The sequence below is a fragment of the Pseudomonas sp. PF05 genome, from assembly GCF_056521845.1.
This window is the reverse complement of sequence record NZ_JBWLPW010000012.1, coordinates 1-26305: the sequence shown is the minus strand read 5'-3', so window position 1 is coordinate 26305 and position 26305 is coordinate 1. Positions and strand designations below refer to the sequence as shown.

The window sequence follows — 26305 nt, the reverse complement described above, 5'->3', positions numbered from 1 at the left end:
CGCAGGCTTCGCCAGCGCCTACAAAGGCCTGGCGCCCGGGGGAGAAATCAGATGATGGAAACCTTGCTACGCTCGGCCTGCTTCAGATAAGCGCCCAGTTCCCGTGCCGGCAGCGGTTTGCTGTAGTAATAGCCCTGACCTTCGTGGCAGCCTTCGGCGATGATGTAGGCTTCCTGCTCGACCGTTTCGACGCCCTCGGCAATGACCTGCATCCCCAGGCTCTTGCCCAACTGGATGATGGCCCGGACGATGGTTGCATCGTCCTCGTCGTCGAGCAGGTCCTGGACGAAGCTCTTGTCGATCTTGATCTTGTCCAGCGGCAGGCTCTTGAGGTAGCTCAGGGACGAATAGCCGGTCCCGAAGTCATCGATGGCAATCAGCGCCCCGGAGCGGCGCAGGCTCAGCAAGTGCTGGGCAGCGGTGGTGATGTCTTCCATCAGTCCGGTCTCGGTGACCTCCAGCTCCAGGCTGCGCGGCGGCAGCCGGTACATCTGCAGGAGATTGTTCACCACCCGCGGCAGTTCGGCGTGGTGCAGTTGCACCGTCGACAGGTTGACCGCCATGCGCAGGTCGAGGAAGCCCTGGTCGTGCCATTCGCGCAACTGCCTGCAAGCCTGGTCCAATACCCATTCACCGATGGCGATAATGGTGCCGTTCTGCTCGGCCAGGGGAATGAACAAGTCCGGCGGCACCAGGCCGTGCTCGGGATGGTGCCAGCGGATCAGGGCTTCGGTGCCCACCACCCGTAGGTCGCGGTAGCTGATCTGCGGCTGGTACACCAGGCTGAACTGCTCGAGGGCCAGGGCCTCGCGCAGGTCTTTCTCCAGTTCGCGACGGCGGCGCATCTCACTGTCGACGCTGGCAATGTAGAACTGGTAGCGATTGCGCGAGCGGCTCTTGGCCAGGGTCATGGTCTGTTCGGCTTTCTGCAACAGTTTCTCGGTGCTGTCGCCGTCTTCGGGGAACAGAGTGATGCCGATGGTGGCCCGCAGGCGGATTTGCTGATCGTCGATGACGAATGGTGCTTCCAGGTCATCAAGGATGCTCTGGGCCAGTTCAGCGGCCTCGTAAGGCTGCTCGATGTCGGCCTGGACCAGGGCGAACTGGTCGCCCCCCAGCCGCGCCAGTGCGCCGAGCCGACCACTGTGGGCTCGCAGCCGATCGGCCAGGGCCAACAGCAGTTGGTCGCCGGTCTGATAGCTGAACTGTTCGTTGATGCCCTTGAAATCATCCAGCCCCACACACAACACCGCCACCCGGCGTTGCAGGCGCCCGGCATCTACCAGGATCTTGTCCAGTTGCTGTTGCAACTGCTGGCGGTTGGGTAGGCCCGTGAGGAAGTCGTACTGGGCCATGCGCAACAGGCTGTTTTCCGCTTCGTGGCGCAGGTGCGTGTTGCGCTCGATGGATTCGAGCAGTTGGTTGGCCGTATTGATCCACAGGCCCAGCTCGTTTTGCTCGTGGCCGCGCAACTGCGGGATCTTGTGCGCGCTGGGGCGATCAGGGTTGATTTCGGTCAGGTGCTCGATGATCCGCGACAACGGTTTGGTCAGCAGCCAGTGATAGACCAGGTACAACACCAGGCCCATGGCCAGGGCCCGTAGCATCCCGGAAATGAAAATGATCACCGAACTGATGATGAAGCCCTCGCCGTAGGTGGCGGTGTCGAGGGTAATGCTCAGGTCGCCGTAATATTCGCTGTAGGGCCCGCGTCCCACCAGTTGTGTGGTGAAGGTGCGCTCCTTGCCCAGGATCAGGTCGGTCAGCCAGCGGCTCTCGGAGTGCTGCAAGGGCCGGGTTTTTTCGGCGAGCATGGTTTCGCGGGGATGGCCGATGGAAGCCATGCGTACGGCTTCGTCCTGGAACAGGCCCTCGATCACCTGCATGCCCATCTCCCGGTCCAGGCTGTAGACGGCCTGGGTCGAAGGATCGCGGAACATGTCGAGGATCCGCTGGGCGTCACTGGCGACGGCCTGGTTGGTTTTGTAGGCATCGAACACGATCTGGGCGCAGCTCAAGACCATGCCAACGATCAATGCCGAGAGGAGCACGACCCGGAGCAACTTCACAGACAAGCTGTTCTTGAGTTCCAGCTTCAAAGAGTGGTTCCTTGTTCCGTGCGGGTAGCGTCAAGTTGCCATGAGTATTGGCAATCCTGTGATGTCAGTCAAAGGGACAATCAAACACAAGGGTTTTCGCTTGAAACCTGACCGATGTACGTTTTTTCCAGAGTGATTGCTCTACGACCATTGTGTCGGTTGGAAGGGGCCGCAACTTGAGGCCTCCAGGGATTTTTTCTTGGGTTCCAGGCCCTGGGTATTTGCCTGCGGTCATTTTTGCCCGGCAAAAAAAACCCGGCACGATGCCGGGTTCTCTTGTCTGGCATCGGCGCTTAGGCGGTGAAGGCTTTGCCTTCGAACTGCTCGGCGACGAATTTCCAGTTGACCAGGTTCCAGAACGCTTCGACGTATTTCGGACGAACGTTGCGGTAGTCGATGTAGTAGGCGTGTTCCCAAACGTCGCAGGTCAGCAGCGGAGTGTCGCCGCTGGTCAGCGGGTTGCCGGCGCCGATGGTGCTGGCCAGGGCCAGGGAACCGTCAGCCTTTTTCACCAGCCAGCCCCAGCCGGAACCGAAGGTGCCGATGGACGTCTTGCTGAATTCTTCCTTGAACTTGTCGAACGAACCGAAGGCCTTGTCGATGGCTTCAGCCAGTGCGCCGGTTGGTTGACCGCCGGCGTTTGGCGCCAGGCAGTTCCAGTAGAAAGTGTGGTTCCAGACCTGAGCGGCGTTGTTGAAGATACCGCCCGAGGAAGTCTTGACGATTTCTTCCAGGGTCTTACCTTCGAACTCGGTGCCAGGCACCAGGTTGTTCAGGTTCACGACATAGGTGTTGTGGTGCTTGTCGTGGTGGTATTCCAGAGTCTCTTTGGAGATGTGCGGCTGCAGTGCATCGTGTGGATAGGGCAGCGGCGGCAATTCGAAAGCCATGGTGATTCTCCTAATCAGGTCAGTTGCGGTGAGCGCAAGGCCGATCACGGGCGGCCAGACTAGCGCCGGGGAGTTTGTACTCTTTGCGGCGCAGGAGTCGGATCATAGCACCGGGGGTGCGGCATAACCACGCAACAACTGTGTGGAATAGAGGTTCCAGAGCGGTTTGGAATAATCAGCCGTTGACGATCAATTGCACCGCCACGGTAAACATCATCACCGCCACCAGCAGGTCGAGAATCCGCCAGGTGCTTGGCCGAGCCAACCAGGGGGCCAGCCACGCCGCGCCGAAGGCCAGGGTGAAGAACCACAGCAGCGAGGCACTGGCCGCGCCCACGACATAGGCGCCGGGCACGCTCTGCTGGGCACCGAGGGAACCGATCAGCAGCACGGTGTCGAGGTAGACGTGGGGGTTGAGCAGCGTCACCGCCAGCGCACTGAGCAGCACCGCCCGCAGCGAGCGCACGGCCTGGTTTTCGCCCTGTTGCAGGCTTTGCTTCGAGCAGGCCCGGCGCAGGGCCAGGCTGGCGTACCAGAGCAGGAACGCCGCGCCTCCCCAGCGGGCTATCGACAGCAGCAACGGACTCTGGGCCAGCAAGGTCGCCAAGCCGAAAACCCCGGCGGCGACCAGCAGCGCATCGAACGTGACGCACAGCGCCGCCACGGGTAGATGATGTTCGCGGCGCAGGCTCTGGGCCAGCACAAATGCGTTCTGGGCGCCGATGGCCATGATCAGCCCGAGGGCCACCAGCAGGCCGTTCATATAACTTTGCCACATAGGTTTGATCCCCGGTTTGTGTACGAATGCTGGCCATTCTCCTGTGAAGAGTTGTATAAGAAAAACAAATCCTGCTGATCGCTCATTAGGAAAACTGATGTTCGACTACAAATTGCTCTCCGCCCTGGCTGCCGTCGTCGAGCAGGCCGGTTTCGAGCGCGCGGCCCAGGTATTGGGTTTGTCGCAATCGGCCATTTCCCAACGGATCAAACTGCTGGAAGCGCGCGTCGGCCAGCCCGTGCTGGTACGTGCCACGCCGCCGGCACCCACGGAGATCGGCCGCCGGCTGCTCAATCACGTGCAACAGGTGCGCCTGCTTGAGCGCGACCTGCAAAGCCTGGTGCCGGCCCTGGATGAAGAGGGCCTGCCGGAGCGTTTGCGCATCGCCTTGAACGCCGACAGCCTGGCAACCTGGTGGGCGGCGGCCGTGGGCGATTTCTGCGCCGAGCATCACCTGCTGCTTGACCTAGTGGTGGAGGACCAGACCGTTGGCCTCAAGCGCATGCGCGCCGGTGAGGTGGCGGCGTGTGTCTGCGCCAGCGAACGTCCGGTGGCGGGCGCCCGTAGTGTTTTGCTGGGGGCGATGCGCTACCGGGCGCTGGCCAGCCCGGCATTCATCGCCCGGCATTTCCCCGGCGGGGTGCGGGCCGATCAACTGGCCCGTGCGCCGGCATTGGTGTTTGGCCCGGATGATTTCCTGCAGCATCGCTACCTCGCGTCCGTGGGCGTGGAGGGCGGTTTCGAGCATCATCTGTGCCCCTCGTCCGAAGGTTTCATACGTCTTGCTGAAATCGGACTGGGCTGGGGGCTCGTGCCGGAACTGCAAGCGCGCGAACAGCTGGAGCGAGGCGTGCTGGTGGAGTTGCTGGCAGATAAACCGATCGATGTGCCGCTGTACTGGCATCATTGGCGCAATGGCGGGCAGTTGCTCGGCTTGTTGACCGAGCAGTTGATCCGCTCCTCCCGGCAGTGGCTGGTGCCTTGGGAGGCGCCGTAGACGTCAAGCTGCAGGTAAAAGCGGCGCACAGATAAATTTGCAGGTTGTAGCGCGAGGCTCGTAACCGCATTTCTTAGGAGTATTCATGAAAATTCTGGTCACCGGCGCGAGCGGCTTCATTGGCGGACGCTTTGCGCGTTTCGCCCTGGAGCAAGGCCTGGATGTGCGGGTCAATGGTCGCCGGGCCGAGAGTGTGGAACACCTGGTGCGTCGCGGTGCACAGTTTGTCCAAGGGGATCTGAGCGACCCGTTGCTGGCCCGCGATTTGTGCCTGGATGTCGAGGCCGTGGTGCATTGCGCCGGCTCCGTGGGGCTCTGGGGCCGCTACCAGGATTTCCACCAGGGCAATGTCCAGGTCACGGAAAATGTCGTCGAGGCCTGCCTCAAGCAAAGGGTTCGCCGCCTGGTTCATCTGTCCTCGCCGTCCATCTATTTCGACGGTCGTGACCACCTCGGGTTGACCGAAGAGCAAGTGCCCAAGCGCTTCAAGCACCCTTACGCCGCCACCAAATACCTGGCTGAGCAGAAAGTCTTCGGCGCCCAGGAGTTCGGCCTCGAAGTGCTGGCCCTGCGCCCGCGCTTCGTGACTGGCGCCGGTGACATGAGCATTTTTCCGCGCCTGTTGAAAATGCAGCGCAAGGGGCGCCTGGCGATTGTCGGCAACGGGCTGAACAAAGTGGATTTCACCAGCGTGCAAAACCTCAACGAAGCGCTACTCAGCAGCCTGCTGGCTACCGACTCAGCGTTGGGCAAGGCCTACAACATCAGCAATGGGGCACCGGTTCCGCTGTGGGATGTGGTCAATTATGTGATGCGCCAGATGGAAGTCCCACAGGTCCGGCGTTATCGTTCCTACGGCTTGGCTTACAGTGTCGCGGCGCTGAACGAAGGTTTCTGCAAATTGTGGCCGGGGCGCCCCGAACCGACGCTGTCGCGCCTGGGCATGCAGGTCATGAACAAAAACTTCACCTTGGACATCAGCCGGGCCCGGCATTATCTCGATTACGATCCGCAGGTCAGCCTGTGGGCCGCCCTCGATGAATTTTGTGCCTGGTGGAAGGGGCAGTGGCCTGTATGACTGGTTCTGTTAGCTCAACTTCGGCGCCAGAAACCCATATCCTGCGTTGCTGCTCCTCGCCATAGCGGGCTATGACTCGTCGCAGCGCCTTGGCTATGAATTTCTGGCATCCGAATTTGAACTAACGAACTAGCCATACAGGCCACCGAACGCCCGCTGATCGCCCCGTCATGAACCGAGTGCCAGGTTCGGGGTCAATCGGTGCGGCGGGTGAGGGGGTTATACTCACCGCAATAAGCCATCACCGGTTTCCCAAAGGTTGAACCATGCCCATGCGTAACGATGCCAACGACGACTTCGATGATGTACCGAGCCTGCGGATGCGGGCCGACATTCCCGATGACGATGATTTCCTGCCCAACCGCCAGCCTCACGTGCAAGCGCGCCCGGTGCCCGTTGCCGCGGCCAAGGTCAAGGGGCCCAGCACCGGGCCGCTGTGGGCATTGGTCGGCGCGCTGCTGTGTGCGTTCGGTTTCCTGGCCTGGTGGAGCTTCCAGCAGATTTCCCTGATGGAGCAGCAACTGGTGGCGACTCAGGAGAGCTTCGCGCGGATCAGTGAGGATGCGGCGGGGCGTTTGCAGGACATTTCCGGCAAGGTGGTCGCTGGCCAGTCCAATGTGATGAGCGACAGTGAGGCCTTGAAGCTGCAGCTCAAGCAGTTGGAAAGCAAGCTGCAGGATCAGGGCAAGCAATTCGACAGCAAGTTGCAGGAGCAATACAGACTGCAGCAAGCCACGTTCGGTCCGTCCGCCGACCTGGACAAGGAACTGGCCCAGCTCATTGCCCAGGCCACTGAACAGCAGAACACCAACACTCAGTTGCAAGCTTCCAACAAGGAGCTCCAAGCCCAGGTCAAGACGCTGGCGGCTGAAGTTACCGCCCTGAAAAACCAAGGCGAGGGTGGTGCCCTGGATGCCCAGCTCAAGAGCATCGGTGCCGACATCACCGCCCTGAAAAGAGCCACCTCCAATTCTGCCATCGATCGCCTGGAGCAGGACGTGCTCGTACTCAAGAGCCAGCAGGATAAGGGCGGCAGCACTGCCGAGTTCGACGCCTTCCGCGGCCAGGTCACCCGTAACATCAACACCCTGCAGGCGCAGATCCAGCATTTGCAGCAGCAACTTAGCGCTCGGCAATAAGCCTGAGTGCACCTGATGTTCGGCCCGCGCCTACCCCTGTAGGAGCTGCCGAAGGCTGCGATCTTTTGATCTTTCGCTCAAGACTCAATTGTCTGGGAAAAGATCGCAGCCTCGTTGCACTCGTCAGCTCCTACTTACCCCACGCCGTCTACGCTCTTGAAACACCAACAAGAACGAGGCGCGCGCATATGGTTTTTTTTCACAGGATGGTCTGGCTGGGCGCAATGCTTGTGCTGGGGCTGGCACCGGTTCATGCCGCGACACCGGATGACGGCCAGGCGGCCCGTGCGCTGCTGGAAAAGGCCTTGGCCTATTACCACGACAACGGCGACAAAGCCTTCGCCGCCTTCAGTCGCCAGGGGGAATTCGTCGACAAGGATCGCTACGTATTCGTGGTGGATACCCAGGGTGTGATGCTCGCCAGCGGCGGACCTTCCTCGGCGCTGATCGGGCGGGATGTTTCAGAAGTGCTGGGCCCGGACCTGCGCAAAGCCTTCAAGGACGCCTTGAAAACGCCCGAAGCCAGCGGCATCCAGCAGGCCGAATACCGCTGGCAGAACTGGGCGGACGGCAAGGTCGAGCGCAAGCATGTGTATTTCCAGCGCGTCGGCGAGCGAATCCTGGCTGTCGGCTACTACCTGCCACGGGCCTCCGCCGAACAGGCCAGGGCGTTGCTGGACAAGGCCTCCAGCGACCTGCTGAAAAACGAGAAAGCCACGCTGACGGCGATCAATTCCCTCAAGGGCGGGTATTTGCAGGATGACTTGTATGTCTTTGTCGTTGACCTCGATACCCGACGGTATGTCGGCCACGGCACCAACCTGCGCTTGATCAATACCGATTTCGCCAAGGTCAAGGACCCCGATGGCAAGCCGGTGGGGGAACCGATTCTGGCCATGATCGGCAAGCAGGATGTGGGGGAGTATGAATATCGCTGGAAGAACCCGGTGACTGGCAAGGTCGAGGACAAGCATGCTTACCTGAAGAAGGTTGGGCATTTTCTGGTGGCGGTGGGGTATTACAGTCCTTGAGGGGGGCGTTTGGGGTGTATATCCGTTACCGCAGCAACGGATATACACCCGATAAAACCACCACAGCGGGGACCCATATCGGGACCCCCCGCCAAACTCAGCCCGCTACCAACACCCGAATCGCCTCCAAACGCAACGCCGCCTTCTCAAGCATCGCCAGGCCTTGCTCGCGCTGTTGGCGCAAGGCCACCAGCTCGCTGTCGCGCACGGTCGGGTTGACCGCTTGCAGGGCGGTCAGGCGGGCCAGTTCCTCGTCGGTATCGGCGGCCAGGCGCCGCTGGGCTTCGGCCACGCGTTCGGCGTGCCGCGGGGCGATCTTTTCTTCGCCGGCATTGATCCTTGGCGTGAGCTGGTCGCGCTGGGCCTGGATGAACTTGTTGGCGCTGGCGCGGGGCACGCTTTCGAGCTGGTCGTTCAAGGTTTCGAACGAGACCCGGGCGGCCAGGTCGTTGCCGTTGGCGTCCAGCAGGCAGCGCAGGGCGGCCGGCGGCAGGTAGCGGCCCAGTTGCAGCGAGCGCGGGGCCACCACTTCGCTGACGTAGAGCAGTTCCAGCAACACGGTGCCGGGCTTGAGGGCCTTGTTCTTGATCAGCGCCACGGCGGTGTTGCCCATGGAGCCGGACAGCACCAGGTCCATACCGCCTTGCACCATGGGGTGCTCCCAGGTGATGAACTGCATGTCTTCGCGCGACAGCGCCTGGTTGCGGTCGTAGGTGATGGTCACGCCTTCGTCGTCGCCCAGCGGGAAGCTGGCGTCGAGCATTTTTTCGCTCGGCTTGAGGATCAGCGCGTTTTCCGAATGGTCCTCGCTGTCGATCCCAAAGGCGTCGAACAGGGTTTCCATGTAGATCGGCAGGGCAAACTGATCGTCTTGTTCGAGAATGGCTTCCACCAGTGCATCGCCTTCACCGGCGCCGCCGGAGTTGAGCTCCAGCAAACGGTCGCGACCGGTGTGCAGCTCGGCCTCCAGTCGCTCGCGTTCGGCGCGGGCCTCGTCGATCAGCGCTTGCCACTGGCCATCGTCGGCTTCTTCCAGCAATGGCAGCAGGCGCGGGCCGAACTGGTGTTGCAGGGCGTTGCCGGTCGGGCAGGTATTGAGGAATGCATTCAAGGCTTCGTGATACCACTGGAACAGCCGCGCCTGCGGGCTGGTTTCCAGATACGGTGCATGCAGCTCGATGGTGTGCTTCTGGCCGATCCGGTCCAGACGACCGATACGTTGCTCGAGCAGGTCCGGATGTGCCGGCAGATCGAACAGCACCAGGTGATGGGCGAACTGGAAGTTGCGACCCTCGCTGCCGATTTCCGAACAGATCAGTACCTGGGCACCAAACTCTTCGTCGGCGAAATAGGCCGCCGCGCGGTCGCGCTCCAGGATATTCATGCCTTCGTGGAACACCGTGGCCGGGATGCCGGAGCGCACGCGCAGGGCGTCTTCCAGGTCCATGGCGGTTTCGGCGTGGGCACAGATCACCAGCACTTTGGTGCGCTTGAGCATCTTCAGGGTGTCGATCAGCCACTCGACCCGCGGGTCGAAACGCCACCAGCGTTCTTCTTCGCTGGCGTCCGGCTGGGCCTGGAAGCTGACTTCCGGGTACAGCTCGGGGTGATCGCCCAAGGGCAGCTCGAGGTACTCGTCCGGGCACGGCAGCGGGTAAGCATGCAGCTTGCGCTCGGGGAAGCCCTGCACAGCGGCGCGGGTGTTGCGAAACAGCACGCGGCCAGTGCCATGGCGGTCCAGCAGTTCGCGTACCAGACGGGCACTGGCTTCGACATCGCCATCATTGACCGCGGTCAGCAGCGCTTCGCCTTCATTGCCCAGGAAGCCTTGGATGGTCTTGTGGGCTTCAGGCGAGAGACGGCCTTTGTCCAACAGCTCCTGCACGGCTTCGGCCACCGGGCGATAGTTTTCGCTCTCGGCGCGGAAGGCCTTGAGGTCGTGGAAGCGATTCGGGTCCAACAGGCGCAGGCGAGCGAAGTGGCTGTCCTGGCCCAGTTGTTCCGGGGTCGCGGTCAGCAGCAGCACGCCCGGGATCGTCTCGGCGAGTTGTTCGACCAGGGCGTATTGCGGGCTGACCTGATCTTCGTGCCACACCAGGTGGTGGGCCTCGTCGACCACCATCAGGTCCCAGCCAGCGGCGAACAGCGCGTCCTGGGCCTTCTCATCGTCCACCAGCCACTCCAGCGCCACCAGGGCCAGTTGAGTGTCTTCAAACGGGTTGCTGGCATCGCTTTCAATGAAGCGTTCTTCGTCGAACAGCGCGACCTGCAGGTTGAAGCGCCGACGCATTTCCACCAGCCACTGGTGCTGGAGGTTTTCCGGCACCAGGATCAGGACGCGGTTGGCGCGGCCGGACAGCAGTTGACGGTGGATGACCAGGCCGGCTTCGATGGTCTTGCCCAGGCCCACTTCGTCCGCCAGCAATACCCGCGGCGCGATGCGGTCGGCCACTTCACGGGCAATGTGCAATTGGTGGGCGATAGGCTGGGCACGGACGCCGCCCAGGCCCCAAAGCGAAGACTGCAACTGGCGGCTGGTGTGTTCCAGGGTGTGGTAGCGCAGGGAGAACCAGGCCAGCGGGTCGATCTGGCCGGCGAACAGACGGTCGCTCGCCAGGCGGAACTGGATAAAGTTCGACAGTTGGGTTTCGGGCAGGGTGACGACTTCGTTCTGCCCGTTGAGGCCGTGGTAGACCAGCAGCCCATCGACGTCATCGACTTCGCGCACGGTCATTTTCCAGCCTTCGAAGTGAGTGATCACATCGCCCGGCGAAAACCGTACACGAGTGAGCGGCGCATTCCGTAGCGCGTACTGGCGAGTGTCGCCAGTGGCCGGATAGAGCACGGTCAACAAGCGGCCGTCCTGTGCCAGAACGGTGCCTAAACCCAGCTCGGCTTCGCTGTCACTGATCCAGCGTTGCCCCGGTTGATACTGCTGCGCCATGCTGCCTGACTCCCGCCTTGAAAAAGCCGGTTATCTTAACGGAAGGATCCTTCAGACCAAAGGATTTACGTACGCTGATTCGTTACCGACGACAGGGAACTTAAGCTTGGCCAGCGATCAAACAAGCTCGACCCTGGGATTGTTGCAATGCCAACTGGGTCACAAGTTTCGGACCGGCGGTTCAAGCTGCCATTTTCCCAGCCGACAACCTGAAGACAGGAGATCTTTATGTTGCCACCCATGCTCCCTTTGAGCGCCGTACCCATCACCGCTCAACAGGATCCGGTTCGCCAGCGACCGGACATACCGCCCGTGGTCCCGGTGCAGCAAAGCTCCAACGAAAGCACCATCGACCTGCAAAAACGCGACCCGGAAGAGGCCGCGCTGCTGTTGCGCGAGGAACAGCGTCGCCAGCAGGAACGCGACAGGCGCCGCCGCGAGGCCGATGAAGACCCTGAAGAACACCTGGCCGTGCCGGGTACCGAACTCAATGCCGACAATACTGTGCCGGTGGCGCCGCTGATAGACGAAGAGTCGCGCCAGGGTCTGTGGGTCGATATCCAGATCTGATTCAGGCGTTTGCCGACGTACGCAGGCTGGTCAACGCCGCGAACAGCCCGCATCATGGGCGCATCCGCAATTCACTGCACGATGCCCACACGCCATGAGCCAAGACGACAAGCTGATCGACCTCAGTGCCGAGCGCGCCAAGCGCGTTCACGACCTCAACGAAAAACGCCTCAATGAAGTCCGCCAGGCTTTCGAGCAGGCCATGCCGTTGGGAAAAACCAAGAAAAAGCCGAAAAACAAACCGAAAAAGCGCTAAGCCCCCCTCGATCCATTGATGCAGATCAGTTATTTCCCCACCTTTGCGCCCCGTTGCGGGCGTTATTGACCCCGGTCAATTTTCATCCAGGCCTGATTGGTTAACTTGAACCCATCGCAACAGGGGCAAGACCAGGAGGCCAGTCATGTTTTTCGATAATGTGGTGTTTGCCGGAGTGCTGACGGTTGGCCTCATGGTCGTATTTTTCGCAGGCTTTGGATTCTTCATCTGGAAAGACGCACATAAGCGGAAAAAACCGTAGGTCTTTCTGGCTACAACGAGCACGCAAGGCATTTTGGGCGACTTCGGTCGCCCTTTTTTTTTGCGCGCGTTTCTGAGGCAGCGCTCCCACAAGTTGTTCAGTGTTGGCATAAAAAAAGGTGCGAACCGCAAGGATCGCACCTTTTTTCTAAGCCGTTGGTATCAACTGCCCAGGGCCTTGGACGCCAGCCAGAACAGCCCGGCCGACAGCGCCACCGTTGCCGGCAGGGTCAACACCCAGGCCAGCAGGATATTGCGCACGGTGCCACCTTGCAGGCCGCTCTTGTTAGCGACCATGGTGCCAGCCACGCCCGAGGACAGTACGTGGGTGGTGGAAACCGGCAGGCTGAAGATGTTCGCCATGCCGATCATGCACGCAGTGGTGATCTGCGCCGACATGCCCTGGGCATAGGTCATGCCTTGCTTGCCGATCTTCTCGCCGATGGTCAGTACCACACGCTTCCAGCCGACCATGGTACCCAGGCCCAGCGCCAGGGCGACCGCCAGGATCACCCAGAACGGGGCGTACTCGGTGGTGGCGGTCAGGTCCTTGCGCAGCTTGTTCAGGTCGTCTTTCTCACGGGCTGCCAGGCCCGGCAACTTGCCAACTTTCTTCGCCGTGTCGTCCAGGCAGAGCAGGTAGCGACGAACCTCGATGCGTCGTTCCGACGGCAACGAATGGTAGTCCGCCACGCCTTTGAGCGTGTCGAGCAGGGCATTGATGGTCGGCTCGGTCTGCTGCGGGTTGCAGCGGAATTTCTCCGGCAGATCGCCCTTCACGCTTTTGCCCAGCGCCAGGTATTCACCCAGGGACTCGTTGTTGCGTTGATAGAACTGGCTCAGGTGCAGGGTCGCGTCACGGGTCCGTTCGATCTGATAGGTGGTGCTGCCCAGGTCGAGTACGAACTGCGCCGGCACGATACCGATCAGCACCAGCATGATCAGGCCGATACCTTTCTGACCATCGTTGGAACCATGGACAAAGCTGACAGCCATGGCCGAGATCACCAGTACCAGGCGATTCCAGAACGGCGGATGCTTCTTGTCGTCGATCTTGCGGCGCTGTTCCGGTGTCTTGTGCATCTTCGACAGCGGACGCCACCATTTCAAACCGATCAGCAGCAGGGCGGCGATCAGGAAACCGGCCATGGGCGAGAACACCAGGGAGGCGCCGATATCGATCGCCTTCTGCCAGTTCACGCCGTCGGCCAGCGGGATATCGTTGATCAACGCGTTGGCCAGGCCTACGCCGAGGATCGAGCCGATCAATGTGTGGGAGCTGGATGCCGGGATACCGAAGTACCACGTGCCCAGGTTCCAGGTAATGGCCGCTGCGAGCAGCGAAAACACCATGGCCAGCCCGTGTCCGGTATTCACATTGATCAGCAGCTCCACGGGCAGCAGGTGAACGATGGCATACGCCACCCCCACACCGCCCAGTAGCACGCCGAGGAAATTGAACACCCCGGAAAAGAACACCGCCAGATGAGGCGGCATGGCTTTGGTGTAGATAACAGTGGCAACCGCGTTAGCGGTGTCATGAAAGCCGTTGATGAACTCGAAGGCGAGGACAAAAGCCAGGGCGAGCAAGAGGCTCACAAGCACCCAAGCATCCAGTCCGCTGAATAAATCGATCATGAAGGTTTTCTGACCCGGTCATAAGGGGGCGCGATTATGCCAGAAAACCTTGGCAATCGATGCATTGCCTGCTCATCGGTAACATTCTTCAACGAAATAATTTGTAGGAAGGCCTTTGGCGCGAGGTTTTTCGCGGGGTACGTAACCCCTTGATTCATTGGCGCAAAGCGTACCGCACAGGGTCGCCGCCGCTGTAAGGCGCCTTGAGCGGTTGTATGAAATATCTGAAAAGAAGGTCGCCATGACCCTCCTCGACTGTCGGAGGTGTGCGGATGGCGGCCCGCTCATGGCGGGCGTGCGCTGCGGTTTCCGGCCTGGGTGGCGGCCGGGGACCTCTTCACAAGAACATCAGGCCCAGAGCGTCACTGCTCTTCGGCTTTGAGTTCTTTTTCCATTTTCTGGAGTTCCTGGGTGAAGGCCTGATCCTGAACGGTGGCGCGCTTACGCCAGGGTTTGCGTTCCGGTTCCGGTTGCGCGGCGTAGGTGGTGATTTCCCCGCCGTAAACTTCCTTGTAACGTTGTTCCTGGCGCTCAAGTTCCGCGCGCAGTTCGTCTTTCGTCACAGTTTTACCTAATTGATTGAAATTGAATCTGGTGATACGCACTGCATGCAGACATGCAGACGGCCACGGCACCAGAGCTGACAGCTGACGTAGCATCAGGGCTTCGTGTTGTTGCCAATACAGGGGAAGCGACCTTAAAGGTGCTTCGGGCGCCACGGTGTTAACCAAGGTGCCTGCGTACGGGAGCGGACGATTGGCCGTACCGTCGCTGAATTGCATTATAGCGGTCCTGCGGAATAACACTATCGGGAAAAACTTAAAGGGCCTGTTGTTGTGTGAATTGATGTTTATATGTGCAAACTTGTGTCAAGCAGGTTTCAGAAGAGGTTTGATAGTGCCGATATCCTGATACCGTTCAAGGCGACAAGTTCAATATCGCCCACACCTTCACCTCAAATTGCTTGTCACTCACGTTCAACTTGTTATCGAACGTTCGATGGTGAGTAAATTCATGCTGCCCGGCAGGATTGCGATTATCGGTTGCTGGTTCGATAATCGAACGCTGTTGACGGTCCGACCCTTGTCTGTCGTCGGACAGCCGCTTGTAATAGCCGTCATTCCCGGGGAAGGACCAGACATGAACGACCAATTGCGCAATGCCTTCACTTCAGTCGCGCCACCGATCGTCGCTTCGCCGGCCAAGCGGATCCAGGCCCTGACCGGCGATCCTGATTTCATGACCTCCCTGGCCCGCGGATTGGCCGTGGTCCAGGCTTTCCAGGAGCGCAAGCGGCACCTGACCATCGCGCAGATCAGCCATCGCACGGAAATCCCTCGCGCCGCCGTCAGACGTTGCCTGCATACCTTGATCAAGCTTGGCTACGCCACCACGGACGGACGCACCTATTCGCTGCTGCCCAAAGTACTGACCCTGGGTCACGCCTATCTGTCCTCGACGCCCCTGGCCGTTTCTGCCCAGCCGTACCTGGACCGCATGAGCGAACAATTGCACGAAGCCTGCAACATGGCGACGCTCGAAGGCGACGACATCCTCTATATCGCCCGGTCAGCCACCACCCAGCGCCTGATTTCGGTCGATCTGTCGGTCGGCGGGCGCCTGCCGGCGTATTGCACCTCGATGGGCAGGATTCTCCTGGCGGCCCTGGATGATGCTTCGTTGCGCGACTACCTTGACCACGCCGACCTGCAAGCCAAGACCAGCCGCACCTTGCACACCCCCGAGGCATTGCTTGAATGCCTGGAGCAGGTGCGGCAGCAAGGCTGGTGCATCGTCGACCAGGAACTGGAACAGGGCCTGCGGTCGATTGCCGTGCCGGTGTACGACGCTTCCGGCCAGGTGGTGGCCGCGCTCAACGTCAGTACCCATGCCGGGCGAGTCAGCCGCAATGAGCTGGAACAGCGCTTCCTGCCAGGCCTGCTGGGGGCCAGTCGCGACCTGAGCGCGCAGTTGTTCACTTAAGCTGTTCGATAAACGCACACAGTCGACGGCGATGAATTGACGGTATTTGCCTGCCCTCATTAATGTCGCGCAGCGTCATCCGGCGTGTTTCGCCGGTCCCTGATCGTTTGCCTGCGTTTATCGCTTGGAATAAAAATAAAATGAACCAGCCCCAGACCTCCGTCGGCAACTGCCTCGATGTGCAGTCCTTCATCAACGCCCAACCCATTTCGCGCTATCAGTGGCGGGTGGTAATTCTCTGTTTCCTGATCGTTTTCCTCGACGGCCTCGATACGGCGGCCATGGGCTTCATTGCCCCGGCGCTGTCCCAGGACTGGGGCATCGATCGCGCCAGCCTTGGCCCGGTGATGAGTGCCGCGCTGATCGGCATGGTATTCGGCGCACTGGGCTCAGGGCCGCTGGCTGACCGCTTCGGGCGAAAAGTCGTACTGGTGGGCGCGGTCCTGCTGTTCGGCGCGTTCAGCCTGGCGTCGGCCTACAGCACCAACGTCGATCAGTTGTTGGTATTGCGTTTCCTGACCGGCCTGGGTTTGGGCGCCGGGATGCCAAACGCCACCACCTTGCTCTCGGAATACACCCCGGAGCGCAAGAAATCCCTGCTGGTAACCAGTATGTTCTGCGGCTTCAACCTGGGCATGGCTGGCGGCGGGTTCATCTCCGCCAAGCTGATACCGGCGTTCGGCTGGCACAGCCTGCTGCTGATTGGTGGGATCCTGCCGTTGATCCTGGCGGTGGTATTGCTGTTCTGGCTGCCGGAGTCGGCGCGTTACCTGGTGGTACGCAACCGTGGCACCGACAAGGTGCGCAAGACCTTGGCGCCGATCGAACCGAACGCGGTTGCCCAAGCGGCGAGCTTCAGTGTGCCGGAACAGAAAACCGTGAAAGCCCGGAACGTGCTGGCGGTGATTTTCTCCGGCACCTACAGCACAGGCACCTTGCTGCTGTGGCTGACCTATTTCATGGGCCTGGTGATCGTCTACCTGCTGACCAGTTGGCTGCCGACCCTGATGCGCGACAGCGGCGCGAGCATGGAACGGGCAGCGTTTATCGGTGCGTTGTTCCAGTTCGGCGGCGTGTTGAGCGCTGTTGGGGTGGGTTGGGCGATGGACCGGTTCAATCCGCACAAGGTCATCGGCCTTTTCTACCTGATGGCCGGGTTGTTTGCCTACGCGGTGGGGCAGAGCCTGGGCAACATCACTTTGCTTGCCACCCTGGTGCTGGTGGCGGGCATGTGTGTCAACGGCGCGCAATCGGCGATGCCTTCCCTGGCCGCGCGTTTCTATCCGACCCAGGGCCGGGCCACCGGTGTCTCGTGGATGCTGGGCATTGGTCGCTTCGGCGCGATCCTCGGCGCCTGGATGGGCGCGACCCTGTTGGGCCTGGGCTGGAACTTCGAACAGGTCCTGACCGCCCTGGTGATCCCGGCAGCCCTGGCGACCACGGCGGTGGTGATCAAGGGCATGGTCAGCCATGCGGATGCGACCTGAGCCCACGGCATAACCCTTGTGGGAAGACAGATCTGAGGGCAAGCCCGGCTCCCACAGGGGCCTCTCCCATAGGGTCTCTGTGTACTTGAATAAATCGATAGCCAAACAACAATCTGTTCGATAAACGAACACTCAGTCGATTATCGGATTGTTTGGCTTTTCCCCCAGGCTTAATCTTCAGTCACTCCGGCGCTTAACCTCGCGCCTTTTTCTTCATGTCGGTCTACTGGAAAACGGGAGCCTGCCCCATGGCTGAAATCCTTTCGCTGCACGACGCGGTGAAGCAATTCGTCAACGACGGCGATACCGTCGCGCTCGAAGGCTTCACTCACCTGATTCCTACGGCGGCGGGTCATGAAATCATTCGTCAGGGAAAGAAAGATCTGACCCTGGTGCGCATGACACCTGACCTGATCTATGACCAGTTGATCGGCGCCGGTTGTGCTCGCAAGTTGATTTTCTCCTGGGGTGGTAACCCTGGCGTAGGATCGTTGCACCGCTTGCGCGATGCCGTGGAGAAACAATGGCCGCACCCGCTGGAGATCGAAGAACACAGCCACGCCGACCTGGCCAACGCCTACGTCGCTGGCGCCTCCGGCCTGCCGTTCGCGGTGCTGCGGGCCTACGCCGGTTCCGACCTGCCGAAGGTCAACCCGCTGATCAAGAGCGTGACCTGTCCCTTCACCGGTGAAGTATTGGCCGCGGTACCTTCGGTGCGCCCGGACATCACGGTGATCCACGCCCAGAAAGCCGACCGCAAGGGCAATGTGCTGCTGTGGGGCATCCTCGGTGTGCAGAAAGAAGCGGCCCTGGCCGCCAAGCGTTGCATCGTCACTGTGGAAGAAATCGTTGACGACCTGAACGCACCGATGAACGCCTGCGTGTTGCCGACCTGGGCATTGAGCGCCGTGTGCCTGGTACCGGGTGGCGCCCATCCGTCCTACGCCCACGGCTACACCGAGCGTGACAACCGTTTCTACCAGGCGTGGGATCCGATCGCCCGGGACCGTGAGACCTTTACCGCATGGATCAACGAATACATCCATGGCACTAAAGACTTCAGTGAATTCCAGGCCAGACTGGCAGCCGCTTCGCAGGTGAAACCATGACCTACTCCACCAACGAAATGATGACCGTCGCCGCGGCGCGTCGCTTGAAAAACAATGCCGTGTGCTTCGTCGGCATTGGCCTGCCGTCGAAAGCGGCCAACCTGGCGCGGCTGACTTCGTCGCCAGACGTGGTGCTGATCTACGAATCCGGCCCGATCGGTGCCAAGCCCAGCGTACTGCCGCTGTCCATCGGCGATGGTGAACTGGCGGAAACCGCCGATACTGTCGTACCGACCGGTGAGATTTTTCGCTACTGGCTGCAGGGCGGACGCATCGACGTCGGTTTCCTCGGCGCAGCCCAGGTCGACCGTTTCGGCAACATCAACACCACGGTGGTGGGCGACTACCATCAGCCGAAAGTCCGCCTGCCGGGTGCCGGTGGCGCGCCGGAAATCGCCGGCTCGGCCAAGAGCGTGTTGATCATCCTCAAGCAGTCGGCTCGCTCGTTTGTCGACAAGCTGGATTTCATCACTTCGGTCGGCCACGGTGAAGGTGGCGATTCGCGCAAGCGCCTGGGCCTGCCGGGCGCCGGTCCCGTGGGCATCATCACCGACCTGTGCATCATGGAACCGGAAGCCGGCACCCATGAGTTCGTGGTTACTGCGTTGCACCCCGGCGTGACCCGTGAGCAAGTCATTGCGGCCACCGGGTGGGCGATCCGTTTCGCCGACCAGGTGCAAACCACCGCCGAGCCGACCGAGGTGGAGCTGCGCGCACTGCGTGACCTGGAAGCTCGTACCGCGGCGGCCCACGGCCAAGCACCGGGAGAAGCCTGATGCGCGACGTTTATATCTGTGATGCGATTCGAACCCCTATCGGTCGGTTTGGCGGCGGTTTGTCCGCCGTGCGTGCCGATGACTTGGCGGCCGTGCCGATCAAGGCGCTGATGGAGCGCAACCCCTCGGTGGATTGGAATGCCGTGGATGAGGTGTTCCTCGGCTGCGCCAACCAGGCCGGCGAAGACAACCGCAATGTGGCGCGCATGGCGCTGCTGCTGGCGGGCCTGCCGGAAAGCATTCCCGGCGTGACCCTCAACCGCCTTTGCGCCTCGGGCATGGACGCCATCGGCACGGCGTTCCGCGCGATCGCCAGCGGCGAAATGGAACTGGCGATTGCCGGTGGGGTGGAATCGATGTCCCGTGCGCCGTTCGTGATGGGCAAGGCCGACACCGCGTTCTCCCGCAACATGAAGCTGGAAGACACCACCATCGGCTGGCGTTTCATCAACCCGTTGATGAAAGCCCAGTACGGTGTGGACGCGATGCCGCAGACCGCTGATAACGTGGCTGATGACTACGCCGTGTCCCGCGCCGACCAGGACGCTTTCGCCTTGCGCAGCCAACAGCGCACGGCAGCGGCCCAGGCGGCAGGTTTTTTCGCCGAAGAAATCGTGCCGGTGCGCATCACCCATAAAAAAGGCGAAACCGTGGTCGAGCAGGACGAACATCCGCGCGCCGACACCACGCTGGAAACCTTGAGCAAACTCAAACCGGTCAACGGCCCGGACAAGACCGTTACTGCCGGCAACGCCTCGGGTGTCAACGATGGCGCGGCGGCGTTGATCCTGGCGTCGGCCGAAGCCGTGAAGAAACATGGCCTGACACCCCGCGGCAAAGTGCTGGGCATGGCCAGTGCCGGCGTGGCACCGCGGGTGATGGGCGTCGGCCCGGTGCCAGCGGTGCGCAAGCTCACTGAACGCCTGGGCCTGGCGGTCGCGGATTTCGATGTGATCGAACTCAATGAAGCGTTTGCCAGCCAGGGCCTGGCGGTGTTGCGCGACCTCGGTCTGGCGGACGATGCGCCCCAGGTCAACCCGAACGGCGGTGCCATCGCCCTCGGTCATCCCCTGGGCATGAGCGGGGCGCGTCTGGTGCTGACGGCGTTGCACCACCTGGAAAAGACCGGCGGCAAAAAAGGCCTGGCGACCATGTGCGTCGGCGTCGGCCAAGGGCTGGCGCTGGCGATCGAACGCGTCTGACGCGTCGTTCTACTAATAAGAAACCGAGGAACGCTGCATGACTGACAAGCCTGGTTATCGTCGCCCCCAAGCGGGCACCCAGCCGGAGTATCTGCACCCGCCGTACCAGTCCACCAACCTGCGCTCGCCGTCCAAGCCGTTGGTGTTTCTACCGCATTCGCTGTCGGAAATTACCGGCCCGACTGTCGGTGCCGACCGTGTGCAAGAGAAGGACCACGACCTGACCGCCCAGCATGCCGGCGAGCCGCTGGGGGAACGGATCATCATTCACGGGCGCGTGCTGGACGAGCATGGCCAGCCGGTGCCGGGCATCCTGGTGGAGATCTGGCAGGCCAACGCCGCCGGTCGCTACAACCATGACCGCGACAACCACGACGCGCCGCTGGACCCGAACTTCACCGGCACCGGGCGCACCGTCACCGACGCCGACGGCTGGTATCAGTTCCAGACCATCAAGCCTGGCGCCTATCCGTGGGGTAATCACCACAACGCCTGGCGCCCGGCGCACATCCATTTCTCACTGTTCGGGCCGAGCATTCTGACGCGCCTGGTGACGCAGATGTATTTTCCTGGCGATCCGTTGCTGGAATACGACCCGATCTACAACTGCGTGCCGGACACCCGCGCCAAGGAACGTCTGATCGCTCGTTTCGACCTGGAAAAAACCGTCCCTCACTACGCCCTCGGTTACCGCTGGGACATCGTCTTGCGCGGCCGCGATGCCACGCCGATGGAGAAATAAGATGACGCTCACCGCCACCACGTCCCACACCGTTGGCCCTTACTACCACATCGGCCTGACCTGGCTGAACCGCGAAGACCTGACCGTCACCGAAACCCTCGGCCAGCGCGTGGCGATTACCGGGCAGGTAGTCGACGGCAATGGCCAGTTCGTCAACGACGCGATGCTGGAAGTCTGGCAGGCCAACGCCGCCGGTAAATACGCTCACCCGGAAGACGACCAGGACAAACCCCTGGACCCGCATTTCGAAGGCTTCGGCCGGGTGCCGGTGGATGCCGAAGGGCGCTTCCGATTCACCACTATCAAGCCGGGCACTGTGCCAGGGTTGAAGGGGACGACCCAGGCACCGCACTTGGTGGTACTGGTGTTTGCCCGCGGGCTGGTCAAGCATTTGCTGACGCGCATCTACTTCGACGGCGAACAGGCCAACGAAACCGACCCGCTGCTGGCCTGCGTACCTGAGGAGCGTCGCGCCACGATCGTAAGCAAGCCCGATGCGTCGGGTGTGTATCAGTGGAACGTGGTCTTGCAGGGCACGGATGCCGAGACGGTGTTCTTCGATTATTGAGTGAAACCCTGTGGCGAGGGAGCTTGCTCCCGCTGGCTTTGTAGGAGCTGGCGAAGCCTGCGATCTTTTGATCTTTCACTTGAAACTCAAGTGTCTGGGGCAAGATCGCAGCCTCGCTTCGCTCGGCAGCTCCTACGGGAGCAAGGCTTGCCCGCGAAAGCGTCAGTCCAGGCAATGCAATATTGTGGAACGTGGGTGTTACAAAGTGTGTCTAGAGTTGTTCAGTCCCCAACAAGTGAGTAACCCATGACCATCCCAATCAGTCACTACACCGGTGAAGAACGCAGCAAGCGTATCTTCGCCATCGTCGGTGCCTCATCCGGCAATCTGGTCGAATGGTTCGACTTCTACGTCTATGCGTTCTGCGCGATTTATTTTGCGCCGGCGTTCTTCCCGTCGGACAACCCCACGGTGCAACTGGTCAACACCGCGGGTGTGTTCGCCGCCGGGTTCCTGATGCGGCCCATCGGCGGCTGGATTTTCGGCCGGGTGGCGGACCGTCACGGGCGCAAGAATTCGATGATGATCTCGGTGCTGATGATGTGCTTCGGCTCGTTGCTCATCGCCTGCCTGCCCACCTACAAGGACATCGGCGTCTGGGCGCCGCTGTTGCTGTTGCTCGCGCGCTTGTTGCAGGGCCTGTCGGTGGGTGGCGAATACGGCACCACCGCCACCTACATGAGCGAAGTCGCCTTGAAGGGCCAACGCGGCTTCTTCGCTTCGTTCCAGTACGTGACGCTGATCGGTGGGCAACTGCTGGCGGTGTCGCTGGTGGTAATACTGCAACAGTTCCTCAACGAAGACGAACTGCGCGCCTACGGCTGGCGGATTCCTTTCGTGGTGGGTGCGGTGGCGGCGTTGATTTCCCTGCTCCTGCGGCGCTCCCTGAAGGAAACCAGCAGCAAGGAAATGCGCGAGAACAAGGACGCCGGCAGCATCGCGGCGCTGTTTCGCAATCACAAGGCCGCGTTCATCACCGTGCTGGGCTACACCGCCGGTGGTTCGCTGATTTTCTACACCTTCACCACCTACATGCAGAAATACCTGGTGAACACTGCCGGTCTGCACGCCAAGACCGCCAGCTACATCATGACCGGCGCGCTGTTCCTCTATATGTGCATGCAGCCGCTGTTCGGCATGCTGGCGGACAAGATTGGCCGGCGTAATTCCATGCTCTGGTTCGGTGGCCTGGGGGCGTTGTGCACGGTGCCGATCCTGTTGACCCTCAAAAGCATCAGCAGCCCGTTCCTGGCGTTTGTCCTGATTACGTTGGCGCTGGCGATCGTCAGTTTCTATACCTCCATCAGCGGCCTGGTGAAAGCGGAAATGTTTCCACCTGAAGTGCGGGCACTGGGAGTAGGGTTGGCTTACGCGGTGGCCAATGCGATTTTTGGCGGCTCGGCCGAGTACGTTGCCTTGAGCCTGAAGGCCCAGGGTATGGAGAACACCTTTTACTGGTATGTCACGGTGATGATGGTGGTGGCGTTCCTGTTCAGCCTGCGCCTGCCCAAGCAGCCGGCGTATTTGCACCACGACCTTTAAGGCTTGTTTGATTCATTGTGGCCAGCGATTGCACCGCCGGGCCCTGTAGGAGCTGGCGGAGCCTGCGATCTTTTGATCTTTTGATCTTTTGATCTTTCGCTTGAGACTCAAGTGTCTGGGGAAAGATCGCAGCCTCGTTGCACTCGACAGCTCCTACACAGCTCCTACACAGCTCCTACACAGCTCCTGCGGGGGTAAAAGCCAGCAGGAGCAAGCACTGGCCACAAAGGTATCCATTTTCCGAAGGATTGTTTATGAGCGAACGACCGGGCAATCAGCTGTTCGATGCCTACTTCACGGCCCGCGACATGCGCGAGGTGTTCTGCGATGCAGGGCGGGTCCAGGCCATGCTGGATGTCGAGGCCGCGCTGGCCCGGGCCGAGGCGCGGGTAGGGGTGATCCCCCAGGACGTGGTGGCGTCGATCGAGAACGCTTGCCGCGCCCAGCTGTACGATTTTTCCGCGTTGAGCGAAGCGATTGCCAGTGCCGGTAATTCGGCGATCCCGTTGGTCAAGGCACTGGGCAAGCGCATCGCCACCGAGCGCGCCGAGGCTGAGCGCTATGTGCACCTGGGGGCAACCAGCCAGGACGTGATGGACAGCGGGCTGGTGCTGCAACTGCGCCAGGCATTGGGCTTGATCGAGGCGGAGCTGGCGCAACTGGCCGGCACCCTGGCCCGACAAGCCGAACGCTACGCAGCCACGCCTTTGGCCGGACGCACCTGGCTGCAGCACGCCACGCCGGTGACCCTGGGCATGAAAATCGCCGGTTGGCTGGGGGCGATCACCCGCAGTCGCCAACGCTTGCGGGAACTCAAGCCCCGCTTGCTGGTGCTGCAATTCGGCGGCGCCTCCGGGACGCTCGCCGCCTTGGGCGATCAGGCGCTGCCGGTCGCCGAAGCCCTGGCCGCCGAGCTGCAACTGAACCTGCCGGAACAGCCGTGGCACACCCAGCGCGATCGCTTGGTGGAGTTCGGTGCGGTGCTGGGTTTGATCGCCGGCAGCCTCGGCAAGCTGGGCCGCGACATCAGCCTGTTGATGCAGACCGAGGCCGGCGAAGCGTTCGAGCCGTCGGCACCGGGCAAGGGCGGTTCGTCGACCATGCCGCACAAGCGCAACCCGGTGGGCGCGGCGGTGCTGATCGGCGCGGCGACGCGAGTGCCTGGCTTGTTGTCGACGCTGTTCAGCGCCATGCCCCAGGAACATGAGCGCAGCCTGGGCCTGTGGCACGCCGAATGGGAGACCCTGCCGGAGATCTGCTGCCTGGTATCGGGTGCCTTGCAACAGGCGCGGCTGCTGGCCGAAGGCCTGGAAGTGGACGCGGCGCGCATGGCCCGCAACCTGGAACTGACCCAGGGGCTGGTGCTGGCCGAAGCGGTGAGCATCGTCCTGGCCCAGCGTGTCGGGCGCGACACGGCGCACCATCTGCTGGAGCAATGCTGCAAGCGCGCGGTGGCCGAGCAACGGCATTTGCGGGATGTGTTGGGGGACGAACCCCAAGTCACCGCGCAGCTATCCGCGACCGAGCTTGATCATCTGCTCGACCCGGCGCACTACCTCGGACAAGCCCAGACCTGGGTCGCCCGGGCCGTGGCCGAACACCTTGCCTTGAACGCCTGAAAGGAGATTGTTGTGGGATTCGTCAAACTCGCCGAAGGCGATCTGAACTATCGTTTTGATGGGCCGCAAGACGCCCCGGTGTTGGTGCTCTCCAACTCCCTGGGCACCGACCTGCACATGTGGGACGCACAGGTCGCGGCCTTCAGCGAACACTTTCGCGTGTTGCGCTTCGACACGCGCGGCCATGGCCAGTCGCTGGTCACCGAAGGGCCGTACAGCATCGAACAACTGGGCCGCGATGTATTGGCGATGCTGGATCAGTTGAACCTGGACAAGGTGCATTTCTGTGGCTTGTCCATGGGCGGGTTGATCGGCCAGTGGCTGGGAATCAATGCCGGCGAGCGCCTGCACAAACTGGTGGTGTGCAACACCGCCGCCAAGATCGGCGACCCGTCGGTGTGGAACCCGCGCATCGAAACCGTGCTGCGTGACGGCAAGGCGGCGATGGTGGCGTTGCGTGATGCCTCGATTGCCCGTTGGTTTACCCCCGACTTTGCCGAGGCCCAGCCTGCGACGGCAAAAAAAATCACCGACATGCTCGCCGCCACGTCGCCTCAGGGTTATGCCGCCAACTGTGCGGCGGTGCGTGATGCCGATTTCCGCGAGCAATTGTCGTCGATTCGCGTACCGCTGCTGGTGATCGCCGGCACCGAGGATGCTGTGACGCCGCCGTCCGGTGGGCACTTTATCCAAGAGCGGGTCGCTGGGGCCGAGTACGCCGATTTCTACGCCGCGCACCTGTCCAACGTCCAGGCCGGCGCCGCGTTCAGCGCGCGGGTACTGGATTTCCTGCTTGATTCTGGCCGTGCCTGAGGAGTTTTTTGTGGACGAGAAACAACGTTACGACGAAGGCATGCAAGTGCGCCGCGCGGTGCTGGGCGATGCCCACGTCGATCGCAGCCTCAATGCCCTGACCGAGTTCAACAGCGAGTTCCAGGAGATGATCACCCGCCACGCCTGGGGTGACATCTGGACCCGCCCGGGCCTGCCGCGCCATACCCGCAGCCTGATTACCATTGCCATGCTGATCGGCATGAACCGCAACGAAGAACTCAAGCTGCACCTGCGTGCCGCCGCCAACAACGGCGTGAGCCGCAGCGAGATCAAGGAAGTGATCATGCAGAGCGCCATCTACTGCGGCATCCCGGCGGCCAACGCCACCTTCCACCTGGCCGAATCCGTCTGGGATGAATTGGGCGTCGAATCGCGGGCTTGAGAACCACCGCCAATCCCTGTGGGAGTCAATCCTGTGGGAGCAAAGCTTGCTCAGAAATGCCACTGACCCACCGCTATCGCGAGCAAGCTTTGCTCCCACACTGGATCTTCAGTGAGCACAGATTTTGTGCTCGGCACTGACCCTCCTGTGGGAGCGAGCCTGCTCGCGATGACGGTGGTACAGCCTCCCTCCATGTTGATTTTTACAGCAGGCTGATCGGATAGCTGACGATCAACCGGTTCTCATCGAACTCATTGGTGCTGTAATCCCGACGCATCGTCGAGTTGCGCCATTTCACATTGAGGCTCTTCAGCGCACCGCTCTGCACGGTATAGGCCAGCTCACTTTCGCGGCCCCATTCCTTGCCGTCATCAACCGTA

General features: G+C 61.3%; 25 protein-coding genes. 18 read left to right on the top strand and 7 right to left on the bottom strand.

The features are described from left to right. Positions 1–47 precede the first annotated feature (47 nt). From AC09SL_RS19735 to AC09SL_RS19725, 3 genes are all read right to left on the bottom strand, one after another. On the bottom strand, positions 48–2099 hold the full coding sequence (locus AC09SL_RS19735; RefSeq protein WP_058545716.1) for a putative bifunctional diguanylate cyclase/phosphodiesterase: 2052 nt from the start codon (positions 2097–2099) through the stop codon (positions 48–50). Between the two features lie 293 nt (positions 2100–2392). Beyond that, on the bottom strand, positions 2393–2989 hold the full coding sequence (locus AC09SL_RS19730; protein ID WP_058545715.1) for a superoxide dismutase: 597 nt from the start codon (positions 2987–2989) through the stop codon (positions 2393–2395). 175 nt (positions 2990–3164) lie between these two features. After that, positions 3165–3767, bottom strand: coding sequence for a LysE/ArgO family amino acid transporter (locus AC09SL_RS19725; RefSeq protein ID WP_058545714.1), 603 nt, complete (start codon positions 3765–3767; stop codon positions 3165–3167). Positions 3768–3864: 97 nt separating this feature from the next. On the opposite strand from AC09SL_RS19725, the gene AC09SL_RS19720 reads away from it, so the two are divergent. The 4 genes from AC09SL_RS19720 to AC09SL_RS19705 all read left to right on the top strand — a co-directional run bounded on the left by AC09SL_RS19720 (position 3865) and on the right by AC09SL_RS19705 (position 8012). Beyond that, complete coding sequence (locus tag AC09SL_RS19720) at positions 3865–4764, top strand: LysR family transcriptional regulator ArgP (RefSeq protein ID WP_058545713.1); 900 nt, start codon at positions 3865–3867, stop codon at positions 4762–4764. A gap of 85 nt (positions 4765–4849) precedes the next feature. Beyond that, a complete protein-coding gene (locus tag AC09SL_RS19715; RefSeq protein ID WP_058545712.1) occupies positions 4850–5842 on the top strand; it encodes an NAD-dependent epimerase/dehydratase family protein in 993 nt (330 codons plus the stop codon). Between the two features lie 266 nt (positions 5843–6108). Beyond that, positions 6109–6981 carry a hypothetical protein gene (locus AC09SL_RS19710; RefSeq protein ID WP_058545711.1) on the top strand — a complete coding sequence of 291 codons (873 nt, stop codon included), beginning with the start codon at positions 6109–6111 and terminating at the stop codon, positions 6979–6981. Between the two features lie 188 nt (positions 6982–7169). Then, entirely contained in the window at positions 7170–8012 is an 843-nt protein-coding gene (locus tag AC09SL_RS19705) for a cache domain-containing protein (RefSeq protein ID WP_058545710.1), read from the top strand. A gap of 97 nt (positions 8013–8109) precedes the next feature. Here AC09SL_RS19705 and rapA read toward each other — a convergent pair whose 3' ends face one another. Continuing rightward, entirely contained in the window at positions 8110–10956 is a 2847-nt protein-coding gene (gene rapA / locus AC09SL_RS19700; RefSeq protein ID WP_058545709.1) for an RNA polymerase-associated protein RapA, read from the bottom strand. A 228-nt stretch (positions 10957–11184) separates the two neighbouring features. Here rapA and AC09SL_RS19695 point away from each other — a divergent pair, with 228 nt between their 5' ends. The 3 genes from AC09SL_RS19695 to ccoM all read left to right on the top strand — a co-directional run bounded on the left by AC09SL_RS19695 (position 11185) and on the right by ccoM (position 12044). Then, the gene (locus AC09SL_RS19695) at positions 11185–11526 is read left to right on the top strand and encodes a hypothetical protein (RefSeq protein WP_058545708.1); all 342 of its coding nucleotides are present in this window, start codon (positions 11185–11187) and stop codon (positions 11524–11526) included. A gap of 94 nt (positions 11527–11620) precedes the next feature. After that, positions 11621–11782, top strand: a complete 162-nt coding sequence (locus AC09SL_RS19690) for a hypothetical protein (RefSeq protein WP_165826045.1) — start codon at positions 11621–11623, stop codon at positions 11780–11782. A gap of 145 nt (positions 11783–11927) precedes the next feature. Then, positions 11928–12044: a cytochrome c oxidase subunit CcoM gene (gene ccoM / locus AC09SL_RS19685; protein WP_058545707.1), complete on the top strand. Its 117-nt coding sequence runs from the start codon at positions 11928–11930 to the stop codon at positions 12042–12044. A gap of 161 nt (positions 12045–12205) precedes the next feature. On the opposite strand, the gene AC09SL_RS19680 is transcribed toward ccoM, so the two are convergent. Both AC09SL_RS19680 and AC09SL_RS19675 read right to left on the bottom strand, forming a co-directional pair. Further along, positions 12206–13681, bottom strand: coding sequence for an inorganic phosphate transporter (locus AC09SL_RS19680; protein ID WP_058545706.1), 1476 nt, complete (start codon positions 13679–13681; stop codon positions 12206–12208). A 362-nt stretch (positions 13682–14043) separates the two neighbouring features. Then, on the bottom strand, positions 14044–14244 hold the full coding sequence (locus AC09SL_RS19675) for a hypothetical protein (RefSeq protein WP_003198635.1): 201 nt from the start codon (positions 14242–14244) through the stop codon (positions 14044–14046). Positions 14245–14821: 577 nt separating this feature from the next. Here AC09SL_RS19675 and pcaR point away from each other — a divergent pair. From pcaR to pcaC, 11 genes are all read left to right on the top strand, one after another. Beyond that, the gene (pcaR, locus tag AC09SL_RS19670; RefSeq protein WP_014336961.1) at positions 14822–15664 is read left to right on the top strand and encodes a pca regulon transcriptional regulator PcaR; all 843 of its coding nucleotides are present in this window, start codon (positions 14822–14824) and stop codon (positions 15662–15664) included. A 140-nt stretch (positions 15665–15804) separates the two neighbouring features. Next, positions 15805–17151 (top strand): 4-hydroxybenzoate transporter PcaK, encoded by a 1347-nt coding sequence (pcaK, locus tag AC09SL_RS19665; protein ID WP_058545705.1) that lies wholly within the window; start codon positions 15805–15807, stop codon positions 17149–17151. A gap of 248 nt (positions 17152–17399) precedes the next feature. Beyond that, positions 17400–18260 (top strand): CoA transferase subunit A, encoded by an 861-nt coding sequence (locus AC09SL_RS19660; RefSeq protein WP_003198638.1) that lies wholly within the window; start codon positions 17400–17402, stop codon positions 18258–18260. Beyond that, on the top strand, positions 18257–19036 hold the full coding sequence (locus AC09SL_RS19655) for a CoA-transferase subunit beta (RefSeq protein ID WP_053178376.1): 780 nt from the start codon (positions 18257–18259) through the stop codon (positions 19034–19036). The genes AC09SL_RS19660 and AC09SL_RS19655 overlap by 4 nt, the downstream gene beginning before the upstream one ends. After that, complete coding sequence (gene pcaF / locus AC09SL_RS19650) at positions 19033–20238, top strand: 3-oxoadipyl-CoA thiolase (protein WP_175360357.1); 1206 nt, start codon at positions 19033–19035, stop codon at positions 20236–20238. The genes AC09SL_RS19655 and pcaF overlap by 4 nt, the downstream gene beginning before the upstream one ends. Before the next feature lie 37 nt (positions 20239–20275). Continuing rightward, positions 20276–20980: a protocatechuate 3,4-dioxygenase subunit beta gene (gene pcaH, locus AC09SL_RS19645; RefSeq protein ID WP_058545703.1), complete on the top strand. Its 705-nt coding sequence runs from the start codon at positions 20276–20278 to the stop codon at positions 20978–20980. Between the two features lies 1 nt (position 20981). Beyond that, positions 20982–21548 (top strand): protocatechuate 3,4-dioxygenase subunit alpha, encoded by a 567-nt coding sequence (gene pcaG, locus AC09SL_RS19640; protein WP_058545702.1) that lies wholly within the window; start codon positions 20982–20984, stop codon positions 21546–21548. A gap of 246 nt (positions 21549–21794) precedes the next feature. Next, positions 21795–23090 carry an MFS family transporter gene (locus AC09SL_RS19635; RefSeq protein WP_058545701.1) on the top strand — a complete coding sequence of 432 codons (1296 nt, stop codon included), beginning with the start codon at positions 21795–21797 and terminating at the stop codon, positions 23088–23090. A 254-nt stretch (positions 23091–23344) separates the two neighbouring features. Continuing rightward, the gene (locus AC09SL_RS19630) at positions 23345–24709 is read left to right on the top strand and encodes a 3-carboxy-cis,cis-muconate cycloisomerase (protein WP_058545700.1); all 1365 of its coding nucleotides are present in this window, start codon (positions 23345–23347) and stop codon (positions 24707–24709) included. A gap of 12 nt (positions 24710–24721) precedes the next feature. Continuing rightward, entirely contained in the window at positions 24722–25522 is an 801-nt protein-coding gene (gene pcaD / locus AC09SL_RS19625) for a 3-oxoadipate enol-lactonase (RefSeq protein WP_058545699.1), read from the top strand. 10 nt (positions 25523–25532) lie between these two features. After that, the gene (gene pcaC, locus AC09SL_RS19620; protein ID WP_014336968.1) at positions 25533–25925 is read left to right on the top strand and encodes a 4-carboxymuconolactone decarboxylase; all 393 of its coding nucleotides are present in this window, start codon (positions 25533–25535) and stop codon (positions 25923–25925) included. 202 nt (positions 25926–26127) lie between these two features. Here the strand turns inward: pcaC and AC09SL_RS19615 are convergent. After that, on the bottom strand, positions 26128–26305 hold a 178-nt coding region (locus tag AC09SL_RS19615), incomplete at its 5' end, for an OprD family outer membrane porin (RefSeq protein WP_479571957.1).